This is a genomic window from Vibrio sp. CJQ_6 (genome assembly GCF_043106745.1).
GTDB lineage: Bacteria > Pseudomonadota > Gammaproteobacteria > Enterobacterales > Vibrionaceae > Vibrio > Vibrio furnissii.
Map to the genome: position 1 here is coordinate 245,890 of NZ_JBICMV010000021.1, position 15,394 is coordinate 261,283.

The window sequence follows — 15,394 nt, forward strand, 5'->3', positions numbered from 1 at the left end:
AACATGATGGATAAGAAAAAAGCCATTCTCTTTTCAACGCTGGCGGCATGCCTGGTTGGCCTCGTGACGAGTGTGGTGTTGTGGCTGACCGAGACTTACTGGCTGACGCCGTGGTGGGCGGTGGCGCTGCAAGTGATGATGATGGTGCTGATTCTGGCGCTGGTGGGGTGGGGAGTGTACGCCTATTTGCGTCGTCCGAAAGTGGATGAAACCCTCAAGCTGCACGACGAGTGGCGCAAGCGCGTGCTCAAAAACCGCTTTGCATTGATTTGGAAAAAGCACAGCAAGGTGACTTCTAACCCGTATCATGTGCCTTGGTATGTGCATGTGTCGGCAGACGTCAATTCTGACGTTCGTTGGTTGCAGCAAATGGGGTTTGAAAGTGTCGAATCCATCGAACCCGTACCAGATGATTTGATTGCGGTGCGCTTTTGGGTGTCCGACAGTGCGGTGCTGATCTCCGTTGATATGAGTTTTCCGCTCGCCACACGCCAAGCCAGTTTGGATGTGGTGTGTGAACTGGTGATGAAAAAACGCGACCGTCAGGCGTTTAATGGCGTGCTGTGCACGGTGGACCTCGACCACCTGTTGCAGAAAAACGAAATGGCGGTCAGTGAGTTCAGCCAACAGTATCGAACGCTGCTGAGTGATTTAAACCAACGCACCGGATTGTCGCTACCCACCTACTGCGTGTTGACCAATATGGCCGCAGTGCGTGATTTTTGTGAGTTGTTCTCGACCTTGGATGAAGCCGCACGCGAGCAACCTTTTGGCGTGTTGCGTCCGGTTGACGAAGGCAAAGGGTATGACAAAGCGTGGTTTGATGAATCGTTTGACGACCTGACGCGACGCTTGGCGGTCACGGCCAGCGAATCGCTCAAGCAGCAATTACATGCCGATTATCGCGCCGCATCGGTGGCGGGCATTTTCCAACTGTCGGCGCTGCGCTACGACATTGAAGATTTCTTGTCACTCACCTTCAGCCAGCATGCGTTTGATGAAGTTACGTTGCATTTTCGTGGCTTCTTCTTCGTCAACGTCGGCGGAGAAGGGGCATCCACTGACATTTTGACCTACATGCATGCCTCCGATCTTGGCTTTGAATCGCTGGCCGGAACGCAGCAACATGCCTCCAGCCCGAGCCTATTTGGCAAGAATCTGTTTCGCAGTTGTATTGTCAAAGAAGCGCCGTTGGTGGGGGTATACCGCCAACGTGAATGGCGTTACCGCGCTTCGCGAGTTGCGGTTTTCGGTGGCTTATTGCTGCTGTTTGGGGGATTTTTGTGGATGTTAAAGGCGAGTTTCGACTATCAGCAGGCCTTGGACAATCAAGCGCTGATCAAACTCAATCAATACAAAGAGAACCTGAAGCAGGACACAATGGTTGCCGATGATCTCTCATCGCCGGTATTCAGCTTGTCGGAGCTGCGAGACATCAATACTCTGTACGACAAACAGCATCGTCCTTGGTATGTCAGTGACTGGCTGCCAGATTCCAGTATCAGACGTTTTGTGCATCAAACCTATTATGAAGAACTGAGCAGCGTACTGCTGACCCTGATGCGCGACTACATCCTCAAAGATCTGTTTGTCTACAACTCACTGGATGACAAAGTGAAAATGCTGGAGCTGCTGAACTATCATCAGATCCTCTACAGCAAGCATCGCGATGATGTCGATTCACTGGTCAATTACTACCTGACCTCGCTCAAAGAGGAAGGGGAAGGCGATGTCGCACTGCTTGAACGCTTCACAGCATTGGCCGAAGATTTGCTGCGCAGCGGGGCCACGCCACCAGACGCCGAACCGGAGTTACTGGCGCTGGTGCGCAAATCGTTGTCGGCCAACGACATCAGTGAATTGCTTTATCAGCACATTTTGCAACACCCGGATTTTTCACGCCGTGTCGATATGCGCACCAAGCTGAATCCGTCTTATCAGAACGTGTTCGTGTTCAAACCGGGTTTTACCGGCTATTTGATTCCGTACCTGTTTACCCGTGAAGGCTTTGAGGATCTGTACAACGAAACCGGCTTTCAGCTGGCGTCAGAGGCGATCAAATCTTACGAGGGCGTGATGGGCAATATCAGCGGTGACGCTGAAATGAACCGCATTAACCGTCAGTTGCGTGAACGCTATATCGGTGATTATGTCCGATATTGGCAAGCGTTAATGGCCAACGTCAGTTGGGTGGACGTGTCGGGATGGGGCGAGGTCAGCAAGCAGATTGAGATGACGGTCGACCCGGTCTACTCGCCACTCAGTCAGTTCTACCATCTGGTCGCGGTGCATACCAATCTGAGCCAGAAGAAAGAAGGTGAACCTGCGCCCAAAGAGAGCCGTGAAGCCAAAGAGCAACAGACGGAGGCGGGTGAGCCGAATGTGACTGCGATCAGCAATACCAGCGAACGGGTGCGAGCCTCGATTGCTGCGCCGTTTAAGGCGATGCATCAACTGGTGGCGGTGAACGACGCGGGACAAAGCCGACTGAGCATTGCGCTTTCGCAACTGCAACAGACCGGTGATTGGATTGCGAAATCCAAAGAAACACAGGATCGCGGCAGCTACTTCTTGGCGCAGTTGCAAAACACCGATTCGAATAACCCGTTGGCGCAGCTCAATGCCCTGGCGGCAGATTACAATGATCCCGTTCTGCCGATGTTGATGCGCGGCGTGGCACGAACGACCAACCGATTGGCACAAAGTGCGATGAAAGCGGTGATCAACCACGACTGGAGTGTGTTGTACGGCGGGTATGTGCGTCACTTTGCCGGCCGTTATCCTTTCGATAAGCAGGCGGAGTTTGATGCCTCGTTGGCCGATTTTGCTGATTTCTTTCAATCCGGAGGTCAGTTTGATGAGTTCGCGCAGAAATACGCCGCCTACTTTGACCTGACGCATGGGCGTCAAACTCAGTTGAAAGGCTTTATCGCCAATCAGACATTGCCACTGTCCGATGCATATCAACCATTCAGTGATGCGGTCAAACGCATGCAAAGTGGCCTGTTTATTGATGGCCGTGTCGGCGTCGAGTTTTTACTGCGGGCGGAAAAGATGTCGCCGGACTTGACAGGATTTACGCTCGAATCAGGCAGCAAACTGTTTGAATACCGCAATGGACCGTTATTGTGGCAAGCGCTCAGTTGGCCGATTCCGGCGAACCAAACGCAGGACATCGCCATCATCACCAAAGATGACAAAGGGGCAGAAACCCGCGAAAAACTGAGCGGTGAATGGAGCTGGTTCCGCGTTGCGGACAAGATGCAGAGCGCCGCTGTGGTGGGCAGTGATGATGTGGCTTGGCGCTATCAGTCAGCCAACAACGAAGTCAGCCTGCAAATTAAGTCGAAAAGTGCGGCCCAGCCGTTTGCCCCGCGTTTCTTTGATGGCCTGACCATTCCAATCGAACTATGAGTTGCCTGATACCAACATGGCTGGAAGGTTTGCTCCCCGACGGGGAGCGAATCCGACTGGGGCGCCGCTGCCTGCTGGTGCGTGATGAACAACAGGCATGGCGGGTGAAATTTGGTGAAACGGTGGAAGATGCCTATGTGCTACAACGGGAAGCGCTGTGGTTAATGCGTTTGCGTCATCTGGACATGCCGTTGCACCGGACGTTATCACTCCACAAAACGGCCGATAAGACCGTTCTGGTGACCACGTATTTGGAAGGCCAATCGGCCGCGTTGGTGTGGCCGGGGTACGATGCTCCTCATGTCCATCAATGGTTTGCGCACAGCCTTCCGACGTTGCTCGGCCGTTTGGCATTGTTGCACGCATCGGGCGTGGTGCATGGGGACATCAAGCCCAGCAACATTCTCTGTTTGCCGACGATGGCGGCCTGCTTTGTTGACTTTGCCAATGCACGAAGAATCGGTGACCCGTGGAAAGAACGTGGTATGGTGCAGTTTACGCCCAGCTTTCACTACCCGTCGTCTAGCCCTGTGGCGAGCGTGGAACACGACTTCTACGCCCTGCTGATTTGCATGGCTTTGCTCGCTGCGCCCTCTCAGCTCGCAGCATGTTCGACGGTCGGTGCAGTATTGACGCTGGTGGCGTTGAAATCCTCGGATTGGGGCGTATCGGATGAAGTCGCAAAGACACTGGCACAGTGGATTTCAGCGATTCGATTGGATTTAGGCGCCAAATTAGACACAGCACCGCAATGGTCTTGTGGACTGACATCGTTTGGCGACACGGAGACGTCATGTTGAAGAAAATCTGGCAGCGACTCAACCTCATGCAGAAGCTTAAGCTGGTGTTGATGACCATGATGCTGACCTTGACCGCAGCGATGCTACTGATGGCACGCTGGAGCTATGAACAGGGATTTTTTGATTACACCAATGCACTGGAACAAACGCGACTGGAGATGTTGTCTCCTCAGCTGGTCGATCTCTATGTGCTGTCGGGGCAGAACATTCGTGCGATGCCGAAAAATGAGATCAGCGCCATTTTGGCCAGCTTTCCCAAGCATCCCGAAGGGCCAAATCTGAACCGCTTTCCGAACAAGCCGCTGCCTGGCGTGAAAGCACCAAGTGCGGCGCTGTTTGATCTCAACGGTCACTTTATCGCCGGCGCAGCCATTTTAAGCAACGAGCAGCCCAATGCGGTGCGCGTGCCCCTGCGATTTGAGGGAAAAACGGTGGCGTGGCTGAAAAGCCTGCCGGTGCGTCATTTCAAAGACACGATGGAAACGCAGGTCTCCCGCACGCAGTTTGAACGCAGCTTGTGGTTGGGGGGCATCAGCTTGATCATCAGTTTTATGGTCTCTTATGGCTTGTCTATTTTTCTGCTGCGCCGCACGCGTGAGGTGATCAGCGCGATTCATCGCATGTCGAGCGGGGATTACGACATTCATTTGGTGGACGATTCCAAGGATGAAATGGGCACACTGATGCGTGATGTGAACCAATTGGCGCACATCCTACACAGTTCGATGTTGTCGCGTAAAACGTGGTTGGCCAACATTTCTCATGACATGCGCACACCGCTGACCGTGCTCACGGGGGAAATTCAGGCCATTAAAGATGGCGTGCGTCAGTTCGATATGGATCGTTTGCGGTCAATCGAGCAAGAAGTCGACCAATTGCGTAAGTTTACTGATGATATCTACGAACTTTCTCTGTCGGACATTGGCGGGTTGCGCTATGAATTTGCGCGGGTCGACCTGTTTGATGTGCTCAGTGAAGCCGTGGATGCGATGCAATGGAAGGCGGAAGAGAAAGGGCTGACGATGACGTTTGCTGGTCAGTCTGCCGTCACATCGGCCGACCGCTCACGCATACTGCAACTGATGAAGAACCTGCTCAATAACTCGCTGAACTACACCGATGCGCCGGGTGTGATTCAAGTGATGCTGTATCAAACCAAACAGCATGTGGTGATTAAAGTGAGTGACTCTGCGCCGAGTGTTTCATTGGCAAATTGCCAATACTTGTTTGATCCGCTCTATCGTGAAGACAGCTCGCGCAATCGTGCCCACACCGGGGCAGGGCTTGGGTTGGCGATCTGCAAAAACATCGCCGATGCGCATCAAGGCACCATCAAAGCCATCCCGTCGGATTGCGGCGGTTTAGAGGTGGTCGTGGAACTGCCCCGCCATTAAGGGGGTGTTTGTGTGGCAGGGGTCGGAAAGTGCGCATGGAAACGAGAAACATCGCGATCTTTTTTGCGGATCAGACACCATTTTTTATTAAGAAAATAGATTCCTATGCAACTTGGATTAGGCTTTTAAGTACGTCGAGCCCTTGCATCACAACGCTTTGTTAACAATGTTAACAGTGTTAAGCTCGCCAGTTGCATTGCGGATCGGAATCGGTAAAAACCATAAAAATTGATTCTGAAGACGCCACAAAACATTCACTGCTTAAACAGGAATAATAAGAATGGCGCTTGTCTATGTTGTAGAAGACGAAATAAAAATTGCAGAAATACTGTCAGATTACCTGACAAAACATGATTACGAATGCCGCATCCTCAGTTCAGGAAAAAATGCGGTGGCCGAAATCACCAATGGGAACCCAGACGTCGTCATTCTTGACGTGATGCTACCGGAAGTCAGTGGATTTACGATTTGTAGTCAACTGAGAGCCATGGGAAATGAAGTACCGATTATTCTCCTCACCGCGCGAGTGGATGAAGCGGATCGGTTAAACGGTCTGAATATCGGGGCAGACGATTATGTCTGTAAACCGTTTTTGCCCAACGAAGTGGTTGCGAGGGTCAGCGCCATCTTACGTCGAGTGCAAAATCAGAAAAACAGTGGAGATGAACACAGCAATGAGCGTAGAGTCAGTTATGGGACGATTACGCTCGATATGGACCGCTTTGTATGCATTGCGGATGGCAAAGGGGTTGACCTGACGCCCGTGGAGTTTCGTTTGCTGCATTCGATGATGATTCGGCCAAGCCGCATCTTTTCACGCGAGGTGCTGATGCAAACGTGTTACACCGATGATCGCATCATCAATGACCGAACCATTGACAGCCACATGCGAAATTTACGCAAAAAGCTCAATTGTTCGGGTGAGGTCATCCACACCATTTACGGTGTTGGCTACAAGGTTGAATGATCCTTTTCACTTCCCTATCTTGCATTCAACGTGCTAGTCGATAGACAAAAAACTGCCACACTCATCGAGTGTGGCAGAACAACACAAAAGCCGGCAATGGATGGGTTGCTTTGTGTGTGGACATGGCGCCCAATGCAGACGCCAACATCCATTAATCATCAATACGTTTCAAATACACCGGCGTTGTAATCGTGAATCGCCTCTTCAATTTCTTGCACGCTATTCATTACAAATGGCCCGTAATGCACGACCGGTTCGTTGATGGGTTCGCCGATAAAAATCAGCGCGCCGCTGGTATCACTGGCAAATAACGTCGCCTGTTCACCGCGTGACAATAATGCCATCTCGCCTTGCATCACCACGCGACTGCCGACCTTGATGCTGCCTTTGTAGACATACACCATCATGGTGTGTGACTCGATGGTTGCCACGTTTAACTCACCGCCAGGGCCAGTTTGCCAATCTGCCACGGTTGCCGGTACACCGGTTTGTGTCAGTGGGCCTTGTAACGCCTCGCCATTGGCCTGAATGTCACCTGCGATCACGCGGAGTAATCCCAGCTGCTGCGTACGATATTCAGTGATGGTTTCTGGCTGAAAATCGTGGTACTTGGCCGGAATCATTTTGTCGCGCGCCGGTTGGTTGATCCAAATTTGGAAACCGTGCAAATCGCCGTTTTCCATGATCGGCATTTCGCTGTGAATCACACCTCGCCCTGCAGCCATCCACTGAGCGCCACCGCTGCGCAGTTCGCCGATATTGCCCATATGATCGCGGTGCTGAAAGTGCCCTTGCAGCATATAGGTTAAAGTTTCGATGCCTCGATGTGGATGAGGAGGAAAGCCGCCGACGTAATCTTTACGTTCGTCCGATTTCAGTTCATCCACCATCAGAAACGGTGAGAAGCTCGCGTTATTGAATCCGGCGATACGACGGATTTTTACGCCGTCACCGTCAGACGTGGCCTGCGCGGGGATCAGCTGACGAATATCTCTTACTTTGCTCATGGTTCTTCTCCGTTGGTGGAACTTGTTTGAATTGTAGTGCAGTGTGGGACAAAGAAGGAGGGGGCGCATTCGAGGCAGTCATTCGATAAATTCGAACAATCCACAATCTGCATGCCGAAAGGAGTAAAGAGGGCGATATTGGCTGCGGCCAGCCAGCGGCGACACGATGTATTGAGTTAGTCTATAATTTAAACAGATGAATTGATTACGAGGAGGTCACGATGGCTGTGCTTCCCAAACATACCGACCAGAATCCGCGTTACAACCCTGATGACGACATGACGCTGGACCAACTGCAGCGTTTTACTCGCGCGGCCAATAGCGCGCAGCAAAAACGTCAAGAGCAGCGTGAGCATGACGCGCCGTCGATCGTGGAAGTTGCTCGACGCGCGCGCCGTGCGGCGATGCGGCCGGTGATCAAAGCGAAAGAAAATAAACCCAATGCAGCTCGCTATGCCATTTGGCTGGTGGTGTTTGCCATCACCTGCCTGTGGATCATGTACATGAGTGGTTAGTGATACGGCATCGGTGAGGGGGTCAACGTTATGAGTGTCGTGACGACTTGACGTGAGCCAGCGGCGTGACATGACGCGGTGCATCGGAGCGAGACATATCGGTGCGAGGTGCATCAGTGAGAGGTGCATTGGCGCGTGGCACTTCCACCGCTTGCCCATCGTGTTGCGCGCTCACGCTTTGGTAGTAACGGTACTGATTCTTGCCCCCATGCTTGGCCGCGTACATGGCTTTGTCGGCGCAGCGGGTCAACTCTTCCAAATTATCGGCATCTTGCGGGAACAATGCCGCGCCTGCGCTGACCGTTAAATGGTTCAGCAACTTCGTCTCTCTTTCCTGATAACGGTCTTCGAACAGATGACTGATGCGATGCAGAATGTTGTCGAGATCGGTCAGCGTGTTGACATCATACAGCAGCAACACAAACTCATCGCCAGCAAAGCGCGCGATGGAATAATCGTGGCGCTCGGTGCGGCGGTCGCGATGGCGCACATTGTTTCTCAATCGTTGGGCAAAGTGTTTCAGCACGCGGTCGCCCACATCGTGACCATAGTTATCGTTGATCGCTTTAAAATTATCGATATCGAGAAACACCAATGCGGTGATGCTGTGGGGCTCTTTGCGCTCGGCAAGTTTGCTGGTCGCCCAGTTTTCAAAGCTCCAGCGGTTTGCCAGCCCGGTTAGCTGGTCGGTATACGCCAGCTCCTCAATGCCTTCGCGATACAGTGAATGAATGTAGCGCATGGCTTTGGAGTAGAAATACGCCGAGGTGTTGCAGATCGCGGTGAGGGAGATCAGGCTGAGAATAAAGTAGTCGGATGCCAGAATCGTGTTGGGTGGCTGCTCAGCATGGTGGGTGAGCACCGACAGTGCAGAGAGCAAGCAAAAGCCGACACTCAAAAACAGCCCGGTTTGAAAGCGGTTAATGAAGATGATGGCAGCGACAATCGGACAAATCCAAAACAGCTTATTGCCTTCAATATCGCCGAGCACCAGCAGTACCATCGCTTGTGCCAAGAGCAAGCTGGTTAGGATCAGGTCAGCATGGCGGGAGCGTTTGCGGCGCAAGTAGATCACGTTGCCGAAGGCGACCACGGCGCAACTCACATTAAACAGGCAGTAGAGAAATTTCTCGTCAAGGTAGAGCAGAATGCCGTTCAAGCTTAAGACGGTGGCAGCAAGGATGGAACTGATCAGCACGACTTTCTGTTTCCGCAGACGACCGAGTTCGGCCATCTCTTTAAGTTGTCGTCCTACCAGACTTTTCATTCCGTGTCTCATCCTTGATATAAAATCGGTCAAGTACAGTCTAGTTAAGAATTGAATGTCTGAAGCAAGGTATGAAAAAAAGCGTGTGACCTAATTCAATGTTTTCAAAAGATTCTTTATTCGGCGTGAGCAAACTCCTGCTTTAACCATTTGCGCAGCAACAACACGCTCTCCAGTTTGAGCTTGTCTTTGGGACAGGCAAAGTAGAATCCTTGTTCGGGATGCAGCGTGCTGTGGCCGATCTCAATCAGTAAGCCAAGCTCAATCTCCTCGCGCACAAATTGGCGGTGGGTGACGAACACGCCCAGTTTGCGCATGGTCGCTTGCACGGCCTGCGCCGATGTGGAAAAGGTCAGGTTCTTCTGTTGTGGCGGGAGCGGCAACTGGTTGGCTTGGCACCAAATGGCCCAATCACTTTGGCGTCGCGGGTTCGCTGCCACAATCGCCGGATAATGTTGCAACAGCGCTGTGGCGGACGTCGGCTGTGCCGCCACCAATTCGGGGTGGCAGACCAACACCAATTCATCATCGGCCAGCTTTTCACAATAATAGCTCTGCCACTCTTGTTCGACACCATGGATCAGCGCTACATCCACCCCCTCGACTTCGAGCGAAAACGCGCCGGTTAAGGTGGAAATCCGAATATCGACGTTCGGGGCGAACGCTTGAAAGGTGGGCACCCTCGGAATCCACCAGTGCAGCGCCAGTGAGTTAATCATGTTGAGCGTCAAGCGATTGGTGTTGTGCGTGACCAGCATGGACTCGGTCGCATCGACGATTTGTTCGAGCGCGGGGGCGACTTTGCGATAGTACTTTTGCCCAGCATTGTTCAAGGTGACGGTGCGACCGACGCGATTAAATAGAGGCTGATTGAGCTGACTTTCCAGTGATTTGATGGCCTGACTGACCGCCGAGTGGCTGACACTCAGCACTTGTGCGGCTTCCGTCATGCTGCCGGTTTCGGCGACGGCCACAAATGTGTAGAGCGATTTGAGTGGGATCAGTTTACGCATATGTAAGTTTTCCTAACAGGTTTGGTCAATATTACTCGTTATTCTTTGCGATGTCATCGGCGTACCATGACGCTCAGGTTAAGGAGTCTTATATGCCAAACAAATTTTTGCCCGTTGTGTTTATGTTGTCGTCAACCGCGAGCTTGTCAGTCACGGGGTTACTGACCAAATATCTCACCACGGCCATTCCCGTGAGCCTGCTTAGTTTTCTTCGTTTTGCAGTGCCCGCTTTGATTCTATGGGCAGTGCTCTCAATGACTCGTTTGAATGTCCCCAATCGCGCCATGTGGAAGCCGTTGGCGGTGCGGGCGATTTGCCTTGCCACCTGTCAGTTGTGCTTTATTTATTCGTTGCAGCATCTGTCGCTGGTGGAAAGTGTGGTGTTGTTCAGCACTGGGCCTTTGTTCATTCCGTTGTTAGAAAAACTCATCTTTGGTGTGCGCATGCCTTGGGCGACAGTGTTGGGTTTGGTCGCAACGTTTTGCGGTGTGCTGCTGCTGTCGGGCAATGTCGCGCAAATTGAGTGGCGACCAGAGCTGATGGCGGGGTTGTTCGCAGGCCTGTTTAATGCGGGGTCTCAATTGAGTTTGTATCGCGCTTCGAAAAGCAGTATGCGTTCGGCGGAAATTAATGTGTGGAGTTTTACCATGGCGGCCGTGTTGCTGCTGCCGATGCTGAGCGTGGTGCCGTGGCACGATGCGCATCAGGTGGTGTTCGACCGTCACCTCGCACTGATCGCTGTCACGATGGTGGCGGTGTCGCTGCTGGTGATCAACACGCAGGTATTCCGTGCCAAAGCCTACCGCTTGGCAGCGTCGGGTTCGCAACTTGCGCCCTTGATCTTTACCAATTTGCTGTTTACGGCGGCGCTGCAACTGCTGTTTTTCAATGTCACTTACACGCCCGCACAAAAGCTGGGATTGGCGCTGATTATCGTGGCGACGGTGAGCACCAGCGTGTTACCCAAGTTATGGAAAGCGGCGGTGACGCACAAGTTGCATTCTGCTTAAGTCAGTGGGGCTTGCCATGAAAAGAATCAAGCGAATAAAAGCACAGAAAAGTCATTGATGAAGCAAGAGAAAAGGGGCGAATCGCCCCTTTTTTTGATCGGCCGCTTATTGCGGGTGACGGTGTTTCGGCTGGCTCAGTGCACGCGGTCATCGGCGACTAAGCCGTAAGGCAGGCTACTGAACACCTCGGGTTGATGTTGAATGGTTGGTGCGTCGTGCACCCCTTTCCAATCGAGCAGCATGATGGCCAACACATTGCGATGTTCTCCTTCAGAGATATTGGTGCTGCCGGCGGTTGATGGCACCATGCCTGCGTCTTGGTTGACGGCCTGTTGAATGGCTTGGCGTGTTTTCTCAACCACGGGATCGTCATCTAACCCTGCCAGCAGAAAGGAAATGCCGACTTCTGCAATGATGTCCTCTTTCGCGCGCTGCAAAATGGTGTCAATGTTGGCGCGATAATAGTCGTAAATCCATTGATACTGCTTTTCGCTCACGGTGTGCTGATAGTATTGCGAATCGGCAAAAATAATGTGGGTCATGCCATAGAGTTTGTTGCCGTATTGCTGGCTTGAAAGCGCGCTGTCTTTGTGGTCTGGATAGGTGTTGCGGAACGCCTCAATGAAGTCGTCCACCACGTCTTGTTCACCCAATTGACGCAGCCAGTACACTTGGTTAGCGAGCTGCGCAGCCCACGCTTCAATCATGGGGGCGTTGGTGGCGTACTTGCGAAAATCATAACGGCGAATCACGTCTCGCAGCTTTTGATCGTCGATGTGCTTGAGACCGTACTCGTTGGCTCTGGCCATCGAACCGAGTAAGTCGATGCCCAAGTACAGGTATTCGGGCATACTCTGAGACACCTGATAACGTAGCATGGAGCGCTCATCCGTCTCGTCTTGGTAGTCTGCCAATTCTTGTTGTGCATAACGGGCAATTTGCTCAGGTGTGTGCACCTCAGCGGCAAAATAGTTCAAACGACTCGCGACCCGCGCCATGTCGCTCCACACCGCGGCTGAGTATTTGTGATCAAGCGTTTGACGATACATCCGCAGGCCATAATGCCCCTCTTTAAAGGCCGGCAAGGTGAACAATTGGCTTTCGTAAGTATGACGGATTTGATCGGCGGTGCGCGCGTACGGCGTGCCTGCGGTGGCAGGAACCGTTTGGGCTAGTACGCCAATCGAGGGAATCAACAAAGCGCTGCTCAACAGGAGCGCCAAACTGGTTTTACGCAACGACATAGTGAACCGAGAGTGAACCGAACATAACGTCACACGTTACGCCGGTGAAAATACATTCGCGTGAGGAATGAGTCAGCGTTGTGTAAAAAACCACCGAAGTGTGGGGTTAACACTCATCTCGAATATGACGAAATGTGAGATTAATGCGTGGGGCTTTTGCGCGAGCGGTTTTGGGCAGGCTATGTTGCCAATCATGCTGGGTGTCGCCTGCCATCACCAACAGCGAGCCGTGACCTAACGTCAGCTCAAATTTCTCTTTGGTGTGCAGATGACGTAACACGAAACGGCGCGACTCCCCCAATGAGAGCGATGCGATAACCGGTTGGCGCCCGAGCTCAGGCTCGTTGTCTTGGTGCCAGCCCATGGAATCGCGCCCATCTCGATACAAATTGGCAAGTACGGAATTGAACGCGCACCCCGCCATGGCTTCACAGCGCGCTTTCAACGCTGCTAGCAACGGAGTCCACGGCGTCGGCTGCATGGTCAAACCTGAGTAGGTATAAGCTTTTTCGCCATACCAAGCTTGTAAGCGCGGTTGTAGCACTGACTTGCCAAACAAGGTGATCGCCTGTTGCTGCCAATCCAATTCTGAAGTGAGTACGGAATATGCATGATCAGCCTCTTGCTCCGTGAGAAAATGTTCGACCCACAACAGGCGACTATTGGGCAACGTGAGCCATTGAGGTTCGTCTGCAAACAGACTAAAGGTTTTAGATTCCATAGTTTATATCAATAAAATTGTCGTTTAGTGATAGATTTGCGGCGTGATTTGGTTATTCTAGCCGAGTAACCGCTATGCTAATAATAGATATCGAACCTGGCGCAATGAAAGCTGGGCAAAGCGAGGAGCTGCATGAGTCACATCTCAGGCAAAAGGAAGTCTTTTCGAGCACTGTTTCTGCTGTTTATTCTCTCCTGTATTGGATTGATAGAGCTGCTCAACAATCATCAGATCATGTACATTCGCGACAGTTTACGGTCGCATGCACGTGAAGAGCTCTCATTGATTCGATTTCGGCTGGAAGCGTCGATTTTGTCCGATATTTACGTGGCCAATAGCCTTTCGACCTTAGTCACGCTCAGGCCCGATGTCCGCATGCCGGACTGGGACAAACTCGCCACGCGCATCCTGCATGAAAGCAAACATTTGAAGGTGATTGGCCTTGCTCCCAATGACGTGATTCGCTACATCTTTCCCTACGAAGACAACAAGGCCGCCATGGGGCTTGATTATCGCACGGTGCCGAGCCAATGGGCGTCGATCGTGAAGGCGCGCGACGTGAAACAGATCTTCATTGCCGGGCCTGTGAATTTGGTTCAAGGCGGCCGCGCGCTGATCGTGCGTATTCCGATTTTTACCGATCCACCCGCCAACCAGAACTATTGGGGCGTGTGCAGCATTGTGCTGGATTGGGAATCACTGTTTTTGGCATCGGGGATTGAATCGTTCAATTATTCCTACGATTTCGCCATCCGCGGCATTGATAGTTCGGGGATGGATGGGAAGGTGTTCTATGGCCTGCAAAGTACGTTTGACAACGCCTTTGCCACGGAAACCGTGCATTTCCCTTATGGCAGTTGGGTTATCGCCGCCGCAGACAAGCACGATCAGTTGCTGACCATTCCTTGGTATCAGTTGAACTTGATGCGTTTGATCGGCTACCCCGTGACGCTGCTGCTGGCGATGGCGTTTGTGGTCATTTATCGTTTGTATCGCACGGCCAATACACGGGCGATGCACGATGAACTGACACGGTTGCCGAACCGTCGCTACTTTATGTTTACGCTGGAAAGCTTCTTTGAACGTGCGCGTCAATCTGCGGGGGGCGACAGCTTTGCGCTGCTCAACATCGACCTCGATAAATTTAAACTCATCAATGACACCTACGGCCACGCCGCGGGGGACAAAGTGTTGGTTGCGTGTGCAGAACGGCTCAAATCGGTGTTGCGTGCGTCGGATGTGATTGCACGTATCGGCGGCGACGAATTTTTGGTGCTGTTGCCACGCATTGTCGAACACGATGTGAAAACCTTGATGGGCATGGTCGACACTGCGCTTTGTCACACGCCGGTAATTTATGAAGGGCATCTGATTGATTTACATATCAGCATTGGCCACGCTGTGTATACAGATGACATCGACAGTACCGATGCGCTGCTCAAACTGGCTGATGAGCGAATGTACCATGCCAAACGGCGACAAAGCCGCCATTAGCCCCGTCGAACTCTCGTTATTCAAGGATGAATCATGCGAACTCTCGAACAGTGGCTGGATGCGTATGCCGTCAGCCACCAACATCCCACCAATCAAGCCATTCACCATATCGCGGTGCCGGGGATTTATTTATCCATCGTGGGGTTGATCTGGTCGTTACCGTCCCTCTCACTGCTGGGGATGGACATTCACTGGATTTGGCTGGTGAGTGTGCCGGTCTTGTGGTTTTACGCCCGACTCTCGATGGCGGTGTGTTTGATGATGCTGGGGTTTACGCTGGCGTGCATCGGATTGGCGTGGAGCGTTGAGGCGATGGCGCTCCCCTTGGCGGCGTTGTCGTTCGCGCTGTTTGTACTGCTGTGGGGCGCGCAATTTGTTGGCCATCGGATTGAAGGCAAGAAACCGTCCTTTTTTGCCGACCTACAGTTTCTGCTTATCGGCCCGTTGTGGGTGTTCTATAAGCATTAAAGTGCAAGCAAAAAGTCCCATATGCTATTTGCAAACTGCATATATTCGCAATTTGCAATTCAATTATGATATCTGTTGTA

General features: G+C 52.2%; 13 protein-coding genes. 8 read left to right on the forward strand and 5 right to left on the reverse strand.

The window, feature by feature from the left end; genetic code table 11:
* The first annotated feature begins 3 nt into the window (after positions 1 to 3).
* The 4 genes from tssM to ACF8PK_RS11955 all read left to right on the forward strand — a co-directional run bounded on the left by tssM (position 4) and on the right by ACF8PK_RS11955 (position 6,575).
* Entirely contained in the window at positions 4 to 3,414 is a 3,411-nt protein-coding gene (tssM, locus tag ACF8PK_RS11940) for a type VI secretion system membrane subunit TssM (protein WP_392441502.1), read from the forward strand.
* Positions 3,411 to 4,214, forward strand: a complete 804-nt coding sequence (locus tag ACF8PK_RS11945; RefSeq protein ID WP_392441504.1) for a protein kinase family protein — start codon at positions 3,411 to 3,413, stop codon at positions 4,212 to 4,214. The genes tssM and ACF8PK_RS11945 overlap by 4 nt, the downstream gene beginning before the upstream one ends.
* Positions 4,208 to 5,608 carry an ATP-binding protein gene (locus ACF8PK_RS11950; protein WP_392441506.1) on the forward strand — a complete coding sequence of 467 codons (1,401 nt, stop codon included), beginning with the start codon at positions 4,208 to 4,210 and terminating at the stop codon, positions 5,606 to 5,608. The genes ACF8PK_RS11945 and ACF8PK_RS11950 overlap by 7 nt, the downstream gene beginning before the upstream one ends.
* A 280-nt stretch (positions 5,609 to 5,888) precedes the next feature.
* On the forward strand, positions 5,889 to 6,575 hold the full coding sequence (locus tag ACF8PK_RS11955) for a response regulator (RefSeq protein ID WP_004727584.1): 687 nt from the start codon (positions 5,889 to 5,891) through the stop codon (positions 6,573 to 6,575).
* 158 nt (positions 6,576 to 6,733) lie between these two features.
* Here the strand turns inward: ACF8PK_RS11955 and ACF8PK_RS11960 are convergent, their stop codons facing one another.
* Positions 6,734 to 7,582 (reverse strand): pirin family protein, encoded by an 849-nt coding sequence (locus ACF8PK_RS11960; RefSeq protein WP_392441508.1) that lies wholly within the window; start codon positions 7,580 to 7,582, stop codon positions 6,734 to 6,736.
* Between the two features lie 221 nt (positions 7,583 to 7,803).
* Here ACF8PK_RS11960 and ACF8PK_RS11965 point away from each other — a divergent pair, with 221 nt between their 5' ends.
* Entirely contained in the window at positions 7,804 to 8,097 is a 294-nt protein-coding gene (locus tag ACF8PK_RS11965) for a hypothetical protein (RefSeq protein WP_004727586.1), read from the forward strand.
* Positions 8,098 to 8,125: 28 nt separating this feature from the next.
* Here ACF8PK_RS11965 and ACF8PK_RS11970 read toward each other — a convergent pair whose 3' ends face one another.
* Together ACF8PK_RS11970 and ACF8PK_RS11975 are read right to left on the reverse strand one after the other, a co-directional pair.
* Positions 8,126 to 9,364 carry a diguanylate cyclase gene (locus tag ACF8PK_RS11970; protein WP_392441511.1) on the reverse strand — a complete coding sequence of 413 codons (1,239 nt, stop codon included), beginning with the start codon at positions 9,362 to 9,364 and terminating at the stop codon, positions 8,126 to 8,128.
* Between the two features lie 116 nt (positions 9,365 to 9,480).
* Positions 9,481 to 10,377: a LysR substrate-binding domain-containing protein gene (locus tag ACF8PK_RS11975; RefSeq protein WP_392441512.1), complete on the reverse strand. Its 897-nt coding sequence runs from the start codon at positions 10,375 to 10,377 to the stop codon at positions 9,481 to 9,483.
* A 92-nt stretch (positions 10,378 to 10,469) separates the two neighbouring features.
* Here ACF8PK_RS11975 and ACF8PK_RS11980 point away from each other — a divergent pair, with 92 nt between their 5' ends.
* Complete coding sequence (locus ACF8PK_RS11980) at positions 10,470 to 11,387, forward strand: DMT family transporter (protein ID WP_158164662.1); 918 nt, start codon at positions 10,470 to 10,472, stop codon at positions 11,385 to 11,387.
* Positions 11,388 to 11,521: 134 nt separating this feature from the next.
* Here the strand turns inward: ACF8PK_RS11980 and ACF8PK_RS11985 are convergent, their stop codons facing one another.
* Both ACF8PK_RS11985 and ACF8PK_RS11990 read right to left on the reverse strand, forming a co-directional pair.
* Positions 11,522 to 12,631 (reverse strand): DUF3541 domain-containing protein, encoded by a 1,110-nt coding sequence (locus ACF8PK_RS11985; RefSeq protein WP_392441514.1) that lies wholly within the window; start codon positions 12,629 to 12,631, stop codon positions 11,522 to 11,524.
* 106 nt (positions 12,632 to 12,737) lie between these two features.
* Positions 12,738 to 13,352, reverse strand: coding sequence for an alpha-ketoglutarate-dependent dioxygenase AlkB (locus tag ACF8PK_RS11990; RefSeq protein ID WP_275724826.1), 615 nt, complete (start codon positions 13,350 to 13,352; stop codon positions 12,738 to 12,740).
* Between the two features lie 132 nt (positions 13,353 to 13,484).
* Between ACF8PK_RS11990 and ACF8PK_RS11995 the strand changes: the two genes are divergently transcribed.
* On the forward strand, positions 13,485 to 14,846 hold the full coding sequence (locus ACF8PK_RS11995; protein WP_004727592.1) for a diguanylate cyclase: 1,362 nt from the start codon (positions 13,485 to 13,487) through the stop codon (positions 14,844 to 14,846).
* Positions 14,847 to 14,879: 33 nt separating this feature from the next.
* Complete coding sequence (locus tag ACF8PK_RS12000) at positions 14,880 to 15,314, forward strand: DUF962 domain-containing protein (protein ID WP_014257711.1); 435 nt, start codon at positions 14,880 to 14,882, stop codon at positions 15,312 to 15,314.
* Positions 15,315 to 15,394 lie beyond the last annotated feature (80 nt).

Bases quoted from the DNA above. Each gene is read 5' to 3' on its own strand.
- tssM (WP_392441502.1), top strand. From the start codon at position 4: ATGATGGATAAGAAAAAAGCCATTCTCTTTTCAACGCTGGCGGCATGC.
- ACF8PK_RS11945 (WP_392441504.1), top strand. From the start codon at position 3,411: ATGAGTTGCCTGATACCAACATGGCTGGAAGGTTTGCTCCCCGACGGG.
- ACF8PK_RS11950 (WP_392441506.1), top strand. From the start codon at position 4,208: ATGTTGAAGAAAATCTGGCAGCGACTCAACCTCATGCAGAAGCTTAAG.
- ACF8PK_RS11955 (WP_004727584.1), top strand. From the start codon at position 5,889: ATGGCGCTTGTCTATGTTGTAGAAGACGAAATAAAAATTGCAGAAATA.
- ACF8PK_RS11960 (WP_392441508.1), bottom strand. From the start codon at position 7,582: ATGAGCAAAGTAAGAGATATTCGTCAGCTGATCCCCGCGCAGGCCACG.
- ACF8PK_RS11965 (WP_004727586.1), top strand. From the start codon at position 7,804: ATGGCTGTGCTTCCCAAACATACCGACCAGAATCCGCGTTACAACCCT.
- ACF8PK_RS11970 (WP_392441511.1), bottom strand. From the start codon at position 9,364: ATGAAAAGTCTGGTAGGACGACAACTTAAAGAGATGGCCGAACTCGGT.
- ACF8PK_RS11975 (WP_392441512.1), bottom strand. From the start codon at position 10,377: ATGCGTAAACTGATCCCACTCAAATCGCTCTACACATTTGTGGCCGTC.
- ACF8PK_RS11980 (WP_158164662.1), top strand. From the start codon at position 10,470: ATGCCAAACAAATTTTTGCCCGTTGTGTTTATGTTGTCGTCAACCGCG.
- ACF8PK_RS11985 (WP_392441514.1), bottom strand. From the start codon at position 12,631: ATGTCGTTGCGTAAAACCAGTTTGGCGCTCCTGTTGAGCAGCGCTTTG.
- ACF8PK_RS11990 (WP_275724826.1), bottom strand. From the start codon at position 13,352: ATGGAATCTAAAACCTTTAGTCTGTTTGCAGACGAACCTCAATGGCTC.
- ACF8PK_RS11995 (WP_004727592.1), top strand. From the start codon at position 13,485: ATGAGTCACATCTCAGGCAAAAGGAAGTCTTTTCGAGCACTGTTTCTG.
- ACF8PK_RS12000 (WP_014257711.1), top strand. From the start codon at position 14,880: ATGCGAACTCTCGAACAGTGGCTGGATGCGTATGCCGTCAGCCACCAA.